Annotated in this window: 10 protein-coding genes and 1 tRNA gene; 3 read left to right on the top strand and 8 right to left on the bottom strand. The window is 40.2% G+C overall.

Annotation, left to right across the window (positions count from 1 at the left end; all coding sequences use genetic code 11):
- Nucleotides 1-12 precede the first annotated feature (12 nt).
- Nucleotides 13-2,520 (bottom strand): endopeptidase La, encoded by a 2,508-nt coding sequence (lon, locus tag ADHAQ_RS0112705; RefSeq protein ID WP_034256797.1) that lies wholly within the window; start codon nucleotides 2,518-2,520, stop codon nucleotides 13-15.
- A 257-nt stretch (nucleotides 2,521-2,777) separates the two neighbouring features.
- Between lon and ADHAQ_RS25560 the strand changes: the two genes are divergently transcribed.
- Nucleotides 2,778-4,790 carry an OmpA family protein gene (locus ADHAQ_RS25560; protein ID WP_245590607.1) on the top strand — a complete coding sequence of 671 codons (2,013 nt, stop codon included), beginning with the start codon at nucleotides 2,778-2,780 and terminating at the stop codon, nucleotides 4,788-4,790.
- Nucleotides 4,791-4,891: 101 nt separating this feature from the next.
- Here the strand turns inward: ADHAQ_RS25560 and rseP are convergent, their stop codons facing one another.
- The 3 genes from rseP to ADHAQ_RS0112725 all read right to left on the bottom strand — a co-directional run bounded on the left by rseP (nucleotide 4,892) and on the right by ADHAQ_RS0112725 (nucleotide 8,996).
- Nucleotides 4,892-6,205, bottom strand: a complete 1,314-nt coding sequence (rseP, locus tag ADHAQ_RS0112715) for an RIP metalloprotease RseP (protein WP_026463259.1) — start codon at nucleotides 6,203-6,205, stop codon at nucleotides 4,892-4,894.
- Nucleotides 6,206-6,289: 84 nt separating this feature from the next.
- Nucleotides 6,290-7,450 carry a 1-deoxy-D-xylulose-5-phosphate reductoisomerase gene (locus ADHAQ_RS0112720; RefSeq protein WP_026463260.1) on the bottom strand — a complete coding sequence of 387 codons (1,161 nt, stop codon included), beginning with the start codon at nucleotides 7,448-7,450 and terminating at the stop codon, nucleotides 6,290-6,292.
- Nucleotides 7,451-7,505: 55 nt separating this feature from the next.
- Nucleotides 7,506-8,996, bottom strand: a complete 1,491-nt coding sequence (locus tag ADHAQ_RS0112725; RefSeq protein ID WP_026463261.1) for a GH3 auxin-responsive promoter family protein — start codon at nucleotides 8,994-8,996, stop codon at nucleotides 7,506-7,508.
- A gap of 172 nt (nucleotides 8,997-9,168) precedes the next feature.
- On the opposite strand from ADHAQ_RS0112725, the gene ADHAQ_RS0112730 reads away from it, so the two are divergent.
- Nucleotides 9,169-9,600 carry an OsmC family protein gene (locus tag ADHAQ_RS0112730; protein ID WP_026463262.1) on the top strand — a complete coding sequence of 144 codons (432 nt, stop codon included), beginning with the start codon at nucleotides 9,169-9,171 and terminating at the stop codon, nucleotides 9,598-9,600.
- Nucleotides 9,601-9,687: 87 nt separating this feature from the next.
- Nucleotides 9,688-10,191: a hypothetical protein gene (locus ADHAQ_RS0112735; RefSeq protein ID WP_026463263.1), complete on the top strand. Its 504-nt coding sequence runs from the start codon at nucleotides 9,688-9,690 to the stop codon at nucleotides 10,189-10,191.
- A gap of 84 nt (nucleotides 10,192-10,275) precedes the next feature.
- On the opposite strand, the gene ADHAQ_RS0112740 is transcribed toward ADHAQ_RS0112735, so the two are convergent.
- The 4 genes from ADHAQ_RS0112740 to ADHAQ_RS0112755 form a co-directional block, all read right to left on the bottom strand.
- Complete coding sequence (locus tag ADHAQ_RS0112740) at nucleotides 10,276-10,911, bottom strand: peroxiredoxin (protein ID WP_026463264.1); 636 nt, start codon at nucleotides 10,909-10,911, stop codon at nucleotides 10,276-10,278.
- 335 nt (nucleotides 10,912-11,246) lie between these two features.
- A tRNA-Cys gene (locus ADHAQ_RS28115) sits at nucleotides 11,247-11,318 on the bottom strand.
- A gap of 17 nt (nucleotides 11,319-11,335) precedes the next feature.
- Nucleotides 11,336-12,523: a PLP-dependent transferase gene (locus tag ADHAQ_RS0112750; RefSeq protein ID WP_026463266.1), complete on the bottom strand. Its 1,188-nt coding sequence runs from the start codon at nucleotides 12,521-12,523 to the stop codon at nucleotides 11,336-11,338.
- Between the two features lie 228 nt (nucleotides 12,524-12,751).
- On the bottom strand, nucleotides 12,752-15,622 hold the full coding sequence (locus ADHAQ_RS0112755) for a TonB-dependent receptor (RefSeq protein ID WP_026463267.1): 2,871 nt from the start codon (nucleotides 15,620-15,622) through the stop codon (nucleotides 12,752-12,754).
- Nucleotides 15,623-15,882 lie beyond the last annotated feature (260 nt).

The raw sequence follows: 15,882 nt of genomic DNA on the forward strand, positions 1-15,882 counted from the left end.
AGCAGTAATTTATTACAAACTTATTACATTAGGATTGGCAGGCGCCGGTTGTTGATCCAGAATTGTTAGCTGTAACGGCTTGTTAACTTTTTCCGGTAATAAAGCTATTTGCAATACTTCTTCCACCCGATCTACATAATGAATAGTTAAACCTTTTAAATATTCAGCTGCTATTTCACTAATGTCTTTTTTATTTTTAACACAAAGAATTACATCTTTTATACCTGCCCGTTTTGCGGCCAAGATTTTTTCCTTAATACCTCCAACCGGTAAAACTTTACCTCTTAAAGTTATTTCACCCGTCATAGCCAAATGCGAACGTACTTTGCGTTGCGTAAACACTGAGGCTATAGAGGTAAATATGGCTATACCCGCCGAAGGCCCATCTTTAGGCACGGCTCCTTCCGGGAAGTGAATGTGTAAATCGTACTGATCGAAAAGACGGTAGTCGATGTGTAAATCTTCAGCGTGGGCCTTTAAGTAAGAAACTGCGGTAACAGCCGATTCTTTCATAACATCACCTAACTGCCCCGATAAAGTTAGTTTGCCTTTGCCCCGACTTACCAGCGATTCAATGAATAATATATCACCACCCACCGAGGTCCAGGCTAAACCAGTAACCACACCTGCGGTTTCGTTATCCTGGTAAAACTCTTTATCAAAGATTTCCGGGCCTAATATTTTAACTACATCAGCCGGTTCCAGTGTCTTTTTATATTCTTCCTCCAGAGCTTTGGATTTGGCAATATTCCGCACTAAAGCTCCCAATTTACGCTCCAGATTCCGCACACCTGATTCCCGAGTGTAATCTTCTATTACTTTCTGAATAGCTGGCGTAGATACATTTACATCCTTTACATCCAATCCATGCTCTGCTTTTTGCTTAGGCACCAGGTGCTTCTTCGCAATCTCTACCTTTTCTTCAATGGTGTACCCGGTAATATCTATAATCTCCATCCGGTCGCGGAGGGCGGGCTGAATGGTATCCAGGGCATTTGCCGTAGCAATAAATAACACCTTAGACAGATCATATTCTACTTCCAGATAATTATCGACAAAGGTGCTGTTTTGCTCCGGATCCAATACTTCTAATAAGGCGGATGAAGGATCGCCTCTAAAATCAGAGCTGATTTTATCTATTTCGTCCAGCACCACAACAGGGTTGGATGAGCCTATTTTTTTAATATTATTAATAATCCGGCCTGGCATGGCTCCTACATAGGTTTTGCGGTGCCCCCGTATTTCTGCTTCGTCGCGGACCCCACCTAAGGACATACGTATATATTTACGGCCTAACGATTTAGCAATAGAACGGCCTAAGGAAGTTTTACCTACACCCGGAGGCCCAAATAAACACAAGATAGGTGCTTTCATATCGTTCTTTAGCTTTAATACTGCTAAATATTCAATAATCCGCTCTTTTACCTTTTCCAGCCCATAATGGTCGGCATCTAATATTTTCTTGGTACGCTTCAGGTTAAAGTTATCTTTGGTGTACTCGCCCCACGGCAACTCCAGCATAAACTCGGCGTAATTCAGCGCCACCGGGTATTCGGCCGCTGCCGGATTAATACGCGAAAGTTTATCCAGTTCTTTATTAAAATGTTTTGCTACCACTTCCGGCCATTTCTTTTTAGCTGCGGTCTGCCGCAACTTTTCAAGTTCCTGATCGGGCCCGTCAAAACCTAATTCATCCTGGAGCACTTTAATTTGTTGCCGCAGAAAATAATCACGCTGTTGCTGATCAATATCTGTATGAACCTTTGTCTGAATTTCCTGCTTAATTTCCAGCAGTTGAATTTCCTTCATCATAAGCTCCAGCAAAGTAGTACCCCGCTCAACCCCATCATTAATTTCGAGTAGCTTTTGCTTAAGCTGTACTTCCACATTAATGTTGGAAGACAAGAAATGGGTTAAAAAGCTTGGGCTATCTATATTATCTAAAGCAATCTGGGCTTCCTGTGGAATTTCAGGATTCAATTTCAGCATTTTGGCCGCCGCATCTTTCAGCGACTGCACCAAGGCCTTTACTTCCCGGCTTTTCTTGTTAGGAAAAGTCTCCGTACAATATTTTACTTTAGCCGATAAAAAAGGAATATCCTGCACAACCTCTTCTATCTCGAAACGGCTCTGCCCCTGAATAATAATGGTAGTATTTCCGTCCGGCAATACCAGCATTTTTAATATTTTGGCCATGGTGCCTATCTTATACAAATCTTCCACGGCAGGATCATCGCTGGTAATATTTTTTTGCGCAACTACTCCTATAATTTTATTACCCCGATAGGCTTTTCTAACCAGGCGGATGGATTTTTTCCGGGTAACAGTTACCGGCAATACTACGCCCGGGAAAAGTACTGTATTGCGAACCGGCAATATGGGTAAAGTAGTAGGCTCTTCTTTTTCCTCATTATCGTCATTCGGATCAGTGGTAATGATTGAAATAAGGTCTTCCGTATCCTCCCCCGCTAAATCAGTTAACAAAAGATTATGAAGAAAATTGTTTAGAGTATAATTCATATAATATGATAGGTGCCAAAATGGCAGCAATAAATCAAAGTCACGCCTAATTCAGGTGAACCAAATAATATTTCAAGCCCCGTGCCAATAATAAATTTACTGTCAAAGGGATAAAGTTAACTAAAATATAAAATTTAAAAAATTTAGCTTTATTCTTTCAAAAATCAAATAGATTATAAAACGAGATACGATAAAAAAGGATAAATTTGAATTTGGGTTAGGAATGGTGACTATAAATTTAATACAATAAATCGGTAATGAAGAATAATCTGCTACTTGGTTTACTCTTCTGGCTATGGATGCCTTCTGTTTCATTTGCCCAGGCACCCAAAGAACCGCAAATAATTTTAAGTAAAAGAATACAAACAGACACCGCCGCCCACAGAACTGCCCCTAAACCGGAAGTTGCCATTGATTTCCCGAATGTAAACAAAATTCCTTTTTATGAAGACCGGAAAAAGCTCCGGGCCATTGAAAAACTAGAGCGCCGGCATAACTGGCAAAAAGCACTACCCCTTTTAGCAGAATATGTCAAAAATTTTGGCGTTGAAAATTTTTATAAAACCACGCCTTTACTTTGGCGGTTAGCCCAATTGTACGAACGTGTAGGCGACGAAGACCGAGCCAAAGCTTATTACCGGTTAGTTTTAAAACACCACCGGCAGGACATCCGGAAAATACAGCTGTATTACGACTCGCTGGAGGCAAAAAACAAAACCTTATATGTGCCGCTAAAACATTATTACGAACTGGTTGAATATCGAAAATCAATCAACACTTTTCATCCGCCAAGAGGTATTTACCTGAATATGGGGCAGGAAGTAAATTCCAAATACGAAGATTATGCGCCCATTCTTTCGCCTAATAATGATCGGCTGATTTTCTCTTCTAAGCGGGTACGCCGTAAGGGCATGAATAGTACCGCTAATGAGGATCTCTTTTATTCGGAGTACAATGGCATTTCCTGGGAAGAAGCCAAACCATTTGCAAAACCAATCAATAGTGTGTACAACGAAGGTTCGGCCTGCATGAGCAAAGACGGACAAACCTTATATTTTACCCGTTGCGAATGCCCGGATTGCCATGGCAATTGCGACTTATTTATGGCTAAAAAATTGAAGGATGGCTCCTGGGGTAATATTCGGAATTTGGGTCCTAATGTAAACAGCAAAGCCTGGGACTCTCATCCCAGTTTGTCAAAAAACGAAGACACCCTATATTTTGCTTCTGATCGGTTAGGCGGCTTTGGCATGTCAGATATCTATTTTACCTATAAACTAAAGAATGGTCAATGGGCACCGGCTCAAAACATGGGACCGATTATTAATACCCGCGACAGCGAAGTTAGCCCGTTTTTTCACCCGCTGTACCAGGTATTGTACTTTAGCTCCAGAGGGCAATTATTAAATAACGGTGATTTTGACATTTATAAAACGTACCGTGTTAATGGTCGTTGGCAGGAACCCCGTAATATAGGCCCTTTGGTAAATGGCAAGGGCAGCGAATATTATTTTACCATTGACAGCAATTCCAGGAACCTCTACTACGCCCGCTCCGAAGAAAATGATCTTAAAAACCTGGATCTATTTTCTTTTCCTCTCCCTATGGAAGCACATCCGCTGGCTGTTACCAAAGTAGAAGGCACCCTGGTTGATTCTGCCTCTCACAAACCCCTATCCGGCATTATTTCTATTATTGATTTAGATCATGGCGTTGAAGTTGCCTCTAAATACCTCCGGGAGGATGGCTCGTTTGATTTTGATTTAATTGACAATAACCGGTACATGATGATTATTCAAAGCCCGGACTTCTTTAGTATTGAAAAAGAGTTCGACTTGAAACAGGATACAATCTTCAAAATCATGACGTCAGTTATAGATTATAGCATTCCGCTTATATTTAAAAATATTGAATTTGATGAAGGGAAAGCCAGGATTAAGTCCAACATGGAAGGTATCCTGGACAGAATTATCTATTTTCTGGTAGATCATCCAACGTTTGGATTAAAAATAGAGGGCCACACCGATAACACTGGGGATCCAAACCTTAATTTGGATTTATCACAAAAGCGGGCTGATGCAATAAAAAAATATATAATGGATAAAGGCAAAATACCTGAAGACCGCATAGAGGCCTGGGGCTATGGCAGTTCTATGCCTTTAAAAGAAGAGAAAACAAAAGAAGATCAACAGATAAACCGACGAGTGGAATTCAAGATAATTCAGCCAAAGACTCCGCCCGGTCAGGTTCCAAATCAAGGTGGTAACTAAAGGACGTAAAACTGATAAAGGAGTGAAAAGATACTAGATAACAAGAAAGGGCCGGTAAAATGTACCGGCCCTTTCTTGTTATCTAGTATTATCAATTTCTATTAGAATATCAGTTTAAATACATCGTTACCGATAGCAAATGCCATTAAACCCAGCAATAAAACCATACCCACCTTTTGGGCATTCTCCAGGAATTTGTCAGAAGGCTTTTGCCCCGTAACAATTTCATACGTCAGGAACAAAACGTGCCCGCCATCTAAAGCCGGAATAGGTAAGAAGTTCATAAAGGCCAATACCATAGAAAGCATACCTACTATAAACCAGAAGTTTTGCCAACTAAAGGTGCTACCAAATACCTGCGCAATGCCAATAGGGCCGCTTAAAGACTTAGAAGCAGAAGCCTCGCCCCGGAAAATTTTCCCAAACCCTTTAATATTAGCCGTAATAACGCCAAATGCTTTTTGCGTACCCACCGGAATTGATTCTGCCAAGGTATAATCCCGCATAGAATACTGTAGCAATGGGGCACGTTCAAACCCTAATTTACCGTCTTCATCAATATTTGCGGTTAAGTTTATAATTTGTCCGGCCCGATCGACACTTAGGTTAACCTGCTTGCCTTTATTAGCCAGTAACGCTAACTGCAGGTTATGGAAATAAGGCGTTTCAAGCGTATTTACTTTTACAATTTTATCACCTGGTTTTAAACCTGCTTTATCGGCAGGTTTGCCAGCCAGAACCCTTCCTACTTCAAAAGGCAGAATAATTTCTACAAAGCGCATCTGATCTTTGTTGTCTGCCATTTTATCCATCAAATCGTTTGGAATAGGAATATTTACCTCCTGCCCATTCCGATTTACGGTATAATAACCATTCTTAGAAAGCAATACATCCGGTTCATAAATGTCATCAAAGTTTTCAAACGGTTTCCCGTTGATCTTTACAATTTTATCTCCGGTCTGGAAACCCATTTGCTTGCCCAACTCATTAGGTACAACGCCATATTTTACCTCCTTAGCTGGCAAGTAAGGCTCGCCATACATATTGGTAAGGATAATAAAAATGATTACACCCGTGATAACATTTACAATAATGCCGCCCATCATTACAATCAGGCGCTGCCAGGCTGGTTTAGCCCGGAATTCATATGGCTGCGGTTCCTGACCCATAGCAGCCGTATCTAAGGATTCATCAATCATTCCGGAAATTTTCACAAATCCCCCTAACGGAATGGCACCGATCATGTATTCTGTTTCGCCGATTTGTTTACTAATTACTTTAGGCGGAAACCCAATAGCATATTTTTCAACCCGCATCCCAAACCACTTGGCCGTTAGCATATGACCGAGTTCATGTAATCCAACTAATATTGTTAGGCCCAGAATTAACTGGCCAACCATTACTAAAATATCCATCAAAAATTATTAAGCGCTTATTGTATGTAGGTGCAATTAAATCAATTTATAGAACAATCTCACCTAGCTTTGGTTTAAAACAATTTATTTTATATATTCTTTTGCCATCTTACGCGTTTCTGCATCGGTTAAGGCATAATCTTCTAAGGCGGGCTGCGTTAAAAAAGAAGCTTTAGCCATGCAATCTTCAATTAAATCAGACATGGCCAAAAAGCCTATTTTATCCTGTAAAAAAGCTTGAACGGCTATTTCATTTGCTGCATTTAAGATGCAAGGCATATTACCACCCTGCTCCATTGCTTTATAAGCCAACTCTAAATTCCGGAATGTAGCAATATCTGGCTCTTCAAACGTAAGTTGGGAGAAATTAGTAAAACTAAAACGCGGAAAATCAGACTTTAGTCTGTCTGGGTAACTTAAGGCGTACTGGATGGGCAGTTTCATATCTGGTAAGCCCAGCTGTGCTTTAATGGAACCATCCTCAAACTGCACCAGCGAATGCACAATAGATTGCGGATGCACCACTACCTCAATTTGCTTATCCTGAAGCCCGAAAAGCCATTTTGCTTCTATTACTTCTAAGCCTTTGTTCATTAAAGAAGCTGAATCAATGGTTATTTTGGCTCCCATATCCCAATTAGGATGTTTAAGGGCATGCTCTTTGGTTACACTTTGCAAAAAGGCAAGATCTTTACCCCGGAAAGGCCCACCAGAAGCAGTAAGAATTATTTTTTCAATAGGATTATGGAATTCACCGGCCAAACACTGAAAAATAGCACTGTGCTCCGAATCAACCGGATAAATATTAACTCCTTTTTGCCGCGCCAGCCGGGTAATAAGTTCCCCAGCTACTACCAGGGTTTCTTTATTTGCTAATGCAATACTTTTCCCAAATTCAATTGCCCGGACAGTTGGTTTTAAACCAGCGTAACCTACCATAGCAGTTAAAACCACATCTACCGTTTCCATCTCTACTACCGAACAGAGTGCATTTTCTCCGGCATATACTTTTATATCGTGGACATCTAAAGCATTAAAAACCTCCTCGTATAAAGCTTCATTGCCTATTACTACTACATTTGGCTTAAAGGTAATGGCCTGTTGTATCAATAACCGCGCATTATTATTGGCAGTTAATGCTTCTAGTTCAAAAGCCTCCGGATGCGCCTCTATAACTTCCAACGCTTGCGTTCCAATTGAGCCGGTGGAACCCAGAATGGCAATTCTTTTTTTCTTATTATTCAAAACGCTAGTTCTTACCTACTGAAAAGAATATGTGGTTGTTTAAATTTTTGTAAAGCTAAATAGCACTAAGTTTATCAGCAATATTCCGGTCATTACTTAAACGCGGAACTTTATTCTGCCCGCCCAATTTGCCAATGCTTTTCATATAATCCTGGAAAGCATGCGGCCGCAGCGCATTAATTTTAAGCGTTTGCAAAATATTACCTGAAATTAAATCATCGTAATAGGTATTAAACTTACGCAACTGCAAATCTAACTCCTTTTCAAATGCTTTCAAATCCTGGGGTTGGCGGGCAAACTCAATTAGCCACTCATGATGCGATTGCCCCTGACCTGCACTTACGAAAGGGGCCACGGTAAATTCGGTTACTTCTGCTTCCGGAAATTGGACCATCGTAAGTCGCAAAGCTTTTTCTACTTCTTCTCCAATAACATGTTCACCAAAAGCAGAAATAAAATGTTTTATTCGGCCTGATACTACTAACTTATAAGGTTTAACAGAAGTAAACTTTACGGTATCGCCAACCGAGTAACTCCATAAGCCGGCGTTACTGCTTACTACTAAAGCATAATTAACGCCAACTTCTACTTCACCAATAGTCAGGCGGGTTGGGTTGGGGTTAAAGTATTCTTCGGCAGGTATAAATTCATAGAAAATCCCGCTATTTAAAAGAAGTAACAACCCTGGGTCGGACTGGGAATTTTGGTAAGCAAAAAAACCTTCTGAGGCAGGGAATAATTCAATAGAATCAATGGGCCTGCCGATGGTTTGCATTAATTTAGCGCGGTAAGGCTCAAAATTTACGCCGCCATACACAAACAACGAAAAATTTGGAAAAACATCTTTAATGGGCTTGCCGGTCCGTTGTACAATCCGATCAAAATACATTTGTACCCACGGTGGTATACCCGAAATCAGGGTCATAGGCTGATTAATTGTTTCACCTATGATAGCATCTAACTTAGTTTCCCAATCCTCAATACAATTAGTTTTATAATTTGGTAATTGATTAGTGCGCAAATAACCCGGCACATGATGATTGGAAATACCAGATAAGCGTCCTGTTTTTATACCTCCTACCTCTTCCAGTTCCGGGCTACCCGACAAAAATATTAGTTTGCCATCCAAAAAAGCACTCTTACCTGTTTCGTAAATATAATCTAATAAAGCTTCTTTGGCGCCGTCTATATGATTGGAAATTGAATCTCGGGTAATAGGAATATATTTGGTTCCGGAAGTAGTCCCGGAGGTTTTAGCTAAATAAAGCGGCTTACCCGGCCATAGCACATTACTTTCACCTTGTTTTACCCGGTTAAAATATTGGGCAAGCCCCTCATAATCCCGCACGGGTACGGCCTTCGTATAGTCTGCATGCGTTTTAATATTTTTAAATCCATGTTCCTGACCAAAAGCTGTCTTAGCTCCTTGTATAACAAGTTCATTAAAAATAGCATGTTGTGCTGCTACCGGATTATTAATCCAGCTTTGGTTGCGGCGGTGCGTATAAGCAGCGAGAGGTTTACTTAATAAAGCTTTTATCCCCATAAAGGATGGTAATTTTAATTTACTATCCGGCTAAATTACTAGGATATATGCGAAATAACTAACACAGCCAGTTTGGAAAGTATACGCTTAAATAAGAAGCCTATTATATTAACCATTATTAATATTTTTAAGTAATTTACATAACGCTTACTTAACCCTAAACAAAATAACTATGACAAAACACAGCGCAAGCGCTATCTGGAACGGTGGCCTTAAAGATGGCAAAGGAAATGTATCTACCGGAAGCGGTGCCTTAAACAGCCCATTTTCTTTTAAAACCCGTTTTGAAGGAGATAAAAACGGAACTACGCCCGAAGAATTGATCGGGGCCGCTCATGCCGGATGCTTTTCAATGTTCCTGAGCAGCTTATTAGAAGGAGCTGGCCATCCGGCTAAACACATTAATACCGATGCGTCTGTAAACCTGGCCCAAACAGCAGATGGTCCGTTAATTGATAAAATAGAATTAACTACTGAAGTAGAAGCTCCCGGTTTAGACGATGCGCAGTTTCAGGAATTGGTCAAGAAAGCAAAAGAAGGCTGCCCGATTTCCAAAGCGCTTAAGTCGGTGCCCGATGTGAAAGTTAATGCGACTTTAAAATAAATCAAAAACGAGTTAATCGGCTGTTTTAGCAAAAGCAGCCGATTTTTTTATATATTCACGGTTTCAAATTTTTATTAAGCTTAATTTATGAGATCATTGGTACGTGTGGGATTACGCCCATCCCGGAATGGACGCTTATCTTTTGGTGTACAACTTGCACTGGTCTTTTTCTGGATTTTGTACGCAGCTTTCCTTATTTTTTCTGATAACCCAACTAATGATCGCAATTTTTTGGCTTATACTTTTCTGACTTTAGCCGTTGGGTACCTCCTTTATATTTTAGCTCAAAACACCTCCATTTTTGGTTCGCAAGCTTATTTTGAAATAACGCCATATTATATTGTTCAGAAGCAAGGACACTTCCGAAAGAAGATTGTTATTCCGTTTCAGGAGGTTGCTACCATGCATATTTCCGGGTTTGCCTTGCGTTTTGTAATGAAAGATGGTCATAAACAAATGCTGGATCTAAAACTAATCCGGAAGCGGAAAAACCTGGACCAAATAATAGAGCACCTCCGGAATATGGCGCTTAAATTTGATCTGGAATTTACCGAAGGACAAACCGACAGCACCAAATTAACAGAATTCTGATTCCGTAGCATTTTATACTAATCAAAGAGAAAGGCTGCTAATGTTTAGCAGCCTTTCTCTTTAGGTATACTTAAGAAATAGGTATTAAATATTTGGCTGCGGAGTAGTACGCAAGTACGGTTTAATTACGGTATGCCCTTTCGGGAATTTAGCCGGAATGTCTTCGTCCTTTACCGCCGGTACAATCACACAATCCTGGCCATGTTCCCAATTAGCAGGAGTAGCTACACTGTAATTGGCTGTTAACTGTAATGAATCAATTACCCGTAAAATCTCAGCGAAATTACGGCCGGTAGACGCCGGGTAGGTAAAGGTTAACTTAATTTTTTTATCCGGTCCAATAACAAATACTGAACGCACCGTGGCAGTATCGCTCGCATTTGGATGGATCATGTCGTACAGATTAGCAACTGTTTTATCCGGATCAGCAATAATTGGGAAGTTAACGTTTGTATTCTGGGTTTCATTAATATCCTTAATCCAGCCAGCATGCGAATCAAGTGGGTCTACACTTATTGCTATTACCTTGGTATTGCGTTTATCAAACTCGTCTTTAATGCGGGCTACTGCTCCAAGTTCAGTAGTACAAACCGGTGTATAATCGCGTGGATGAGAAAAGAATACTGCCCAGCTATCACCAATCCATTCGTGAAAGCTAATTGTACCTTGAGATGTCTCTGCGGTAAAATCGGGTGCAATATCGCCTAATCTTAATGCCATAGTTTTATCTGTTTAGGGTTAAACAAAAGTTTAATTCTATAAACCTAATAGAAATTATATAAATTAGAAACAAATAAGTTTAAAATTTCTAAAAACTCCATTTCCGCGGTTTAAAAAGCTAAAGTTAGCTTATGGTTTGGTTATGGCGTAAAGTACAAAAAAGCATTAGGACTTTAAAGCCTTTCAGCAATTCAATCAGCATGTATTTTCCGATGTTAAATTTAAAACAACTACCTCCTGCTTTTTCTCCCAAGTGGCTGGTGTGGCTACCTTGCAATTGCCTGTTATTTGCCCTAATATTATTCAGGAATTTCAGGAAAAATAACATTAGTTTAGAGTCGTGAGCGGAATCGAACCGCTGTAGAAGGTTTTGCGAACCTACGCCTATCCACTCAGCCACAACGACCGAAACAACGTAAAGGCTTTAGCTGGCCTTTCGTTTAAATAATTTTAACTTCTCGTGGTTAAATAAAAGAGCATCAAGATAAACCGAAGGGGTTATGTTTTCGAATAAAATACTTAGCTCCTGCTCCCACTCTACCAATTGATCTATCGCAATATTTATTTTCAGAACCTGGTTTTCCAGATCGGCCTGAGCATGTTGGTGCAACAAATAGCTTTTGCGTAATAACATATCCGTAAAAAGCTTAAAAGCCTCCGGAGATGAGACAAACCGGAAAGTTAATATTTGGGTGTTAGCAGGCAGGAGATAGTTGGCTGCTTCGTTTTGTATAGTACGCTTAGTTCGGCTGAGCCAGTTGGTTACAGCAATAGCATTTCTTACCTGATCTTTTAAAGTACCCGCCAATGTATGGAGATCGGCTAATAATTTACGGGTTAATACCGGTTGAATTAATAGTCGCTCTTGCCCCTGTAAATATTCTAATAACGAAAAAGCACCAAAGTTTTCTTTCTCATTTTCTTTGCTACTGCGCCGAAAAGCTGCCACCTGAAAAAGTCGTTCAAACTTGCCATTTTGCCAGTTATAGTTACCAGCTTCCCATATAACCCATTTAACCGGTAAGCTGACTTCCGGTAAGGTGGGAGCAATAACTAAACTTACCCCTTTCGCTAATAAAACCTGGATTTGATGCTCTGATTCCTCCAGAATTAATGGAATTTTTTCCTGTCTGGTAAAAGCGACTATCTTTTTAAGAGCATTCAAAGGCAGCTCCTGCCGGGTTGTTTTTCTTATAAAAATCAACCGGGTACGGCTATCAGTTAACTTCTGCAGCGATACTAAATCCTTTTCGGCTGCCAAACGGATGTGAATACCTAACTGATGGAAGGCAGCAAAATTGGAAGCTTCATCGTGCACCGGCTCAGCAATAACTACATTTTGACCGGGCGCAACTAAACTGGCAATTAATTGAAAGCGGGCTTCGGCTAAAGAAGCCACCTGCCAGGTCGGGTAATTTACTTCTGGTTCATATTCCAGTGGAGAGATAAAATTTTTATCTTGAAAAGTACTTGCTTTTAAAATTGAGTTAAAAGCAGAAGAATTATGAATAGATAAACCTTGGCTGTATTGGCGGTAATCTTTTTGAGTTGTGGCTAAATCATTTTGTTGAAATGCCCACAGGGCAAAGTATCTTGAATGAACTAGTTTCATTTCCTGAATTATTAAGTAGAAATAGTTAAGTTAAAAACCGGCATTTTCCTACTTAATGCCGGTAAATCAGCAATTACAGACCTGCATACAACAGCAGCAGGTAAGGTCTTTCAGGGGTAAAATCATTTTTATATAAATAAATACTTTGAATTTTGGAAGGCTGCTCTAACCGCAGCCTGACCAGATTAAATTGTTTTTTAGCTAATCTCTAAGCTTTCCTGAGCTTAATTATTTGTTTAATAAACCATCAAGTGTAACGGCTACGTAGTAAAGACCGCCAATAGTAGGGCCGGCGGCAAACTGGTGGTAACGGTTATTAAAGATATTAGTCCCACCAATTTTTACAGTAGATTTTAACGCTGGTGCTTTTACCGTTACCTGCGCATCAATGGTTGAGTAGGCTGGCACTTCGCCGTTTGCTAATGTACTTTCCCAATAAACCTTATCCTGACGACGCCATACCACATTAAATCCAATATTTTTTACTACTTCTCTATTACCAAAACTAATATTAGTTACCCACTTTGGTGTATTAAATCCAGTTAAGAAAATATCCGGGTTTGGATTTTTAGAAAGTGTATTATAATTAGCATTTCCGGAAATAGTATATCTTTTATAAAAGTTATAAGTAAGGCCCAACGATCCACCATAACTTTTGTAGATATTTTTAGCATTGGTATATACCCGGTAGCGATTTTGTCTCGATCTGGTTAACATATCAATTACTGCCGCATCAGAACCTACTTTACCTGATGTTGGCACCGCCACTTCTACCTGCCCTAAGAAACCGGTGTAACGGTTCTGGTAAGCATCCACATCAACAATTAAGGAATTATTTAGCAAAACGCTTTTGTAACCAATTTCAAAAGAATTCACTTTTTCTGGCTGCATGGTTGGCAGGTTTGCCACCTGAAGCACATCCCGGTTCTTCAACGCAGCTTCATTTCTGTTCATTCCACTAGCCACATCAGCATTTACAGCCGCCGTAAATCTATCAAAAGATGCCAGGGTGTAAGAGTTTTCCAGGAAGCCAATTCCTTCATTTACCCGGGCTAAACCGCCTACCCGACGAACACTGGCATTATTCAGGAAAGATAACGCTTCGAAAAGAGCTGGGTACCGGTAACCATCCTGGTAAGAACCCCGGAAGTTATGATTTTCTGCTAAGGTATATACTGCTGCTAATCTTGGATTGAATTTAGGTGAAAACTCTGGATTATGATCTAATCGGCCCGACGCAGATAATTTTAACCGATCAGCAAAGAATGTTTTAGTAACCTGGGCAAATCCGCCATACTTACTGTAATATTGGCTTTTCCCAAACGACCCGTTGGCATCAGCTACTGTTCTTTGATCCAATGGTCGGGAGAAATCAACAAAGGTATTCCCATCTGGCTGAACTTCATAAACCCGGTAATCGCCGCCTACTAATACTCTGGCCCATTTAATCTGGCTTATCGAATATTGAAAATCGCCATGATAGGTGTTGCTGTACTGCCAAACTGCTGCACCTCCATTAGGGGCGCCATTTGGCAAGGCGGCAGATTTTACGTCCCAATTATTTGAGTTAATAACAGTTTGTTTTAGCTGATTAAACTCTGGTGTACCTGGTTCTACCCGACCTTTATCGGCTATTACTCTGGCCTGTTTCATTGCTGTTGCTAAATCTGCCCCATTGTTTACCTGTGCTTGTAGTTCTGACCGGAACAAAGCAGCCCAGTCAGCATTGCTCTTATGGCTTAAGTCCAGGCTGTAAGCAAGTGGGTTCAGGTTATACGAATTACCGGTATTCTCTTTAATATAATAAGCATGAACCGTTAAATTAGGACTGTGTAATTCAAACTTATGGTTTTGTACCGATACATCTTTTAACTGGATGCGGTTACCACGCTGAAAAACGCCATCCATAACCCCATACCGATAACCGTAACCTACCTCCACTTTATCATTTAATTTGTAATACAATCCTCCGTCAAGTTTCAGGTTTTTTACATTTGGGTAAATTAAATCCCTTTCCAGATAACCTGTTCGTGCTACGTTAAATGTTTGGTTTACCCCTCTGTTATTTATAGTTATGGCCTGACGGGCTTGTCTGTCATCACCATATCGGCTCCATTGGTCCTGGGCGGGATTATTATCGCCGGCTAATTCCGGAAACCTTGGATTAGCCGAGGCCAGATTTTGCGGGTTCTGATCAACTAAACCATTAGCTACCCAATCAGTACCTTTCAGGTAACTAATGTTTGCCTTAAAAGCAAAACGATTGTTATAAGCCTTGGCATACCGAACGGCTGTTTCCGTTAACAGGCTCGGGTTACGGTCAATTCCGTCTACATGGTTTATACCAGCTTTCTGATAAACACTTAATCCCTGGTATAGAAATGGATTTTTGGTAGTTAAGTTAGCCATTCCGTTTATAGCATTCATGCCATACAAGGCAGATGCGGCACCCGGCGTAATTTCTACACTTTCAATATCTAATTCGGTTGGGCCGATGGCATTGCCAAGTGGCACCCCTAACGTGGCAGCCTGCATATCCACGCCATCCACTAACTGCATAAACCGGAAGTTATTAGGCACATTAAATCCGCGGGTATTAGGCACTTTAAAAGTTATACTGGAGGTTAAAACCTGAACGCCTTTTACATTTTCCAGGGCATCATAAAAACTGGGAGCCGGAGTTTCTTTAATAGCCCGAATATCCAGCTTTTCAATGGCAACTGGCGATTTTAAAATACTTTCCTCCATGCGGGAAGCAGTTACAACCACTTCTTTACCTAAAAACGTCTGGGTTACCAGGGCAATATTTAAATTAGATCCGGGGCCTATAACCTCAAATTCCTGAGACTGAAAACCTACTGAAGAGAAAATAAGCGTAAATGGAAACTTTAACCGGGTTCTTAAGCTAAATTCTCCATCTACATTGGTGGTAGTTCCGGTTACTGTACCTTTTACCTGAATAGTTACACCCGGTAAAGATTCTTTGGTGTCCTGATCCGTTACTTTTCCTTTCACCTCAACCAAGGTGGTTTCCTGCGCCTGCAATGCCAGTAAAGGAATAAAAAAGGCTAAGTTTATTATTAGTAATATTTTTTTCATGATTAAGAATTATTTAAAACTGGTAAAATTTAAAGTGCTTTCTCTAGTGGTAGGTCAGCAGCAACAACACCCGCCTGCCGCATAAAAAAATTTTGCACCCATCTTCCTGTTTTTTAAATAAATCTTTTCCATTAGCTCTTTTAAAAATTTATAATCTCTATAGGTTTTATAGATATTATAGACAAATATATAACCTCACCTGGTTACCAGCCAAATATTTTCTATAAATTTTATGAAAAATATTTTTTTAACATATATAA

The sequence above is a fragment of the Adhaeribacter aquaticus DSM 16391 genome (assembly GCF_000473365.1).
Lineage (GTDB): Bacteria > Bacteroidota > Bacteroidia > Cytophagales > Hymenobacteraceae > Adhaeribacter > Adhaeribacter aquaticus.

Coding starts and splice junctions, on each gene's coding strand:
- ADHAQ_RS0112735 (WP_026463263.1), top strand. CDS start 9,688: ATGAGATCATTGGTACGTGTGGGATTACGCCCATCCCGGAATGGACGC.
- ADHAQ_RS25560 (WP_245590607.1), top strand. CDS start 2,778: ATGAAGAATAATCTGCTACTTGGTTTACTCTTCTGGCTATGGATGCCT.
- ADHAQ_RS0112750 (WP_026463266.1), bottom strand. CDS start 12,523: ATGAAACTAGTTCATTCAAGATACTTTGCCCTGTGGGCATTTCAACAA.
- ADHAQ_RS0112730 (WP_026463262.1), top strand. CDS start 9,169: ATGACAAAACACAGCGCAAGCGCTATCTGGAACGGTGGCCTTAAAGAT.
- ADHAQ_RS0112755 (WP_026463267.1), bottom strand. CDS start 15,622: ATGAAAAAAATATTACTAATAATAAACTTAGCCTTTTTTATTCCTTTA.
- ADHAQ_RS0112725 (WP_026463261.1), bottom strand. CDS start 8,996: ATGGGGATAAAAGCTTTATTAAGTAAACCTCTCGCTGCTTATACGCAC.
- lon (WP_034256797.1), bottom strand. CDS start 2,520: ATGAATTATACTCTAAACAATTTTCTTCATAATCTTTTGTTAACTGAT.
- rseP (WP_026463259.1), bottom strand. CDS start 6,205: ATGGATATTTTAGTAATGGTTGGCCAGTTAATTCTGGGCCTAACAATA.
- ADHAQ_RS0112740 (WP_026463264.1), bottom strand. CDS start 10,911: ATGGCATTAAGATTAGGCGATATTGCACCCGATTTTACCGCAGAGACA.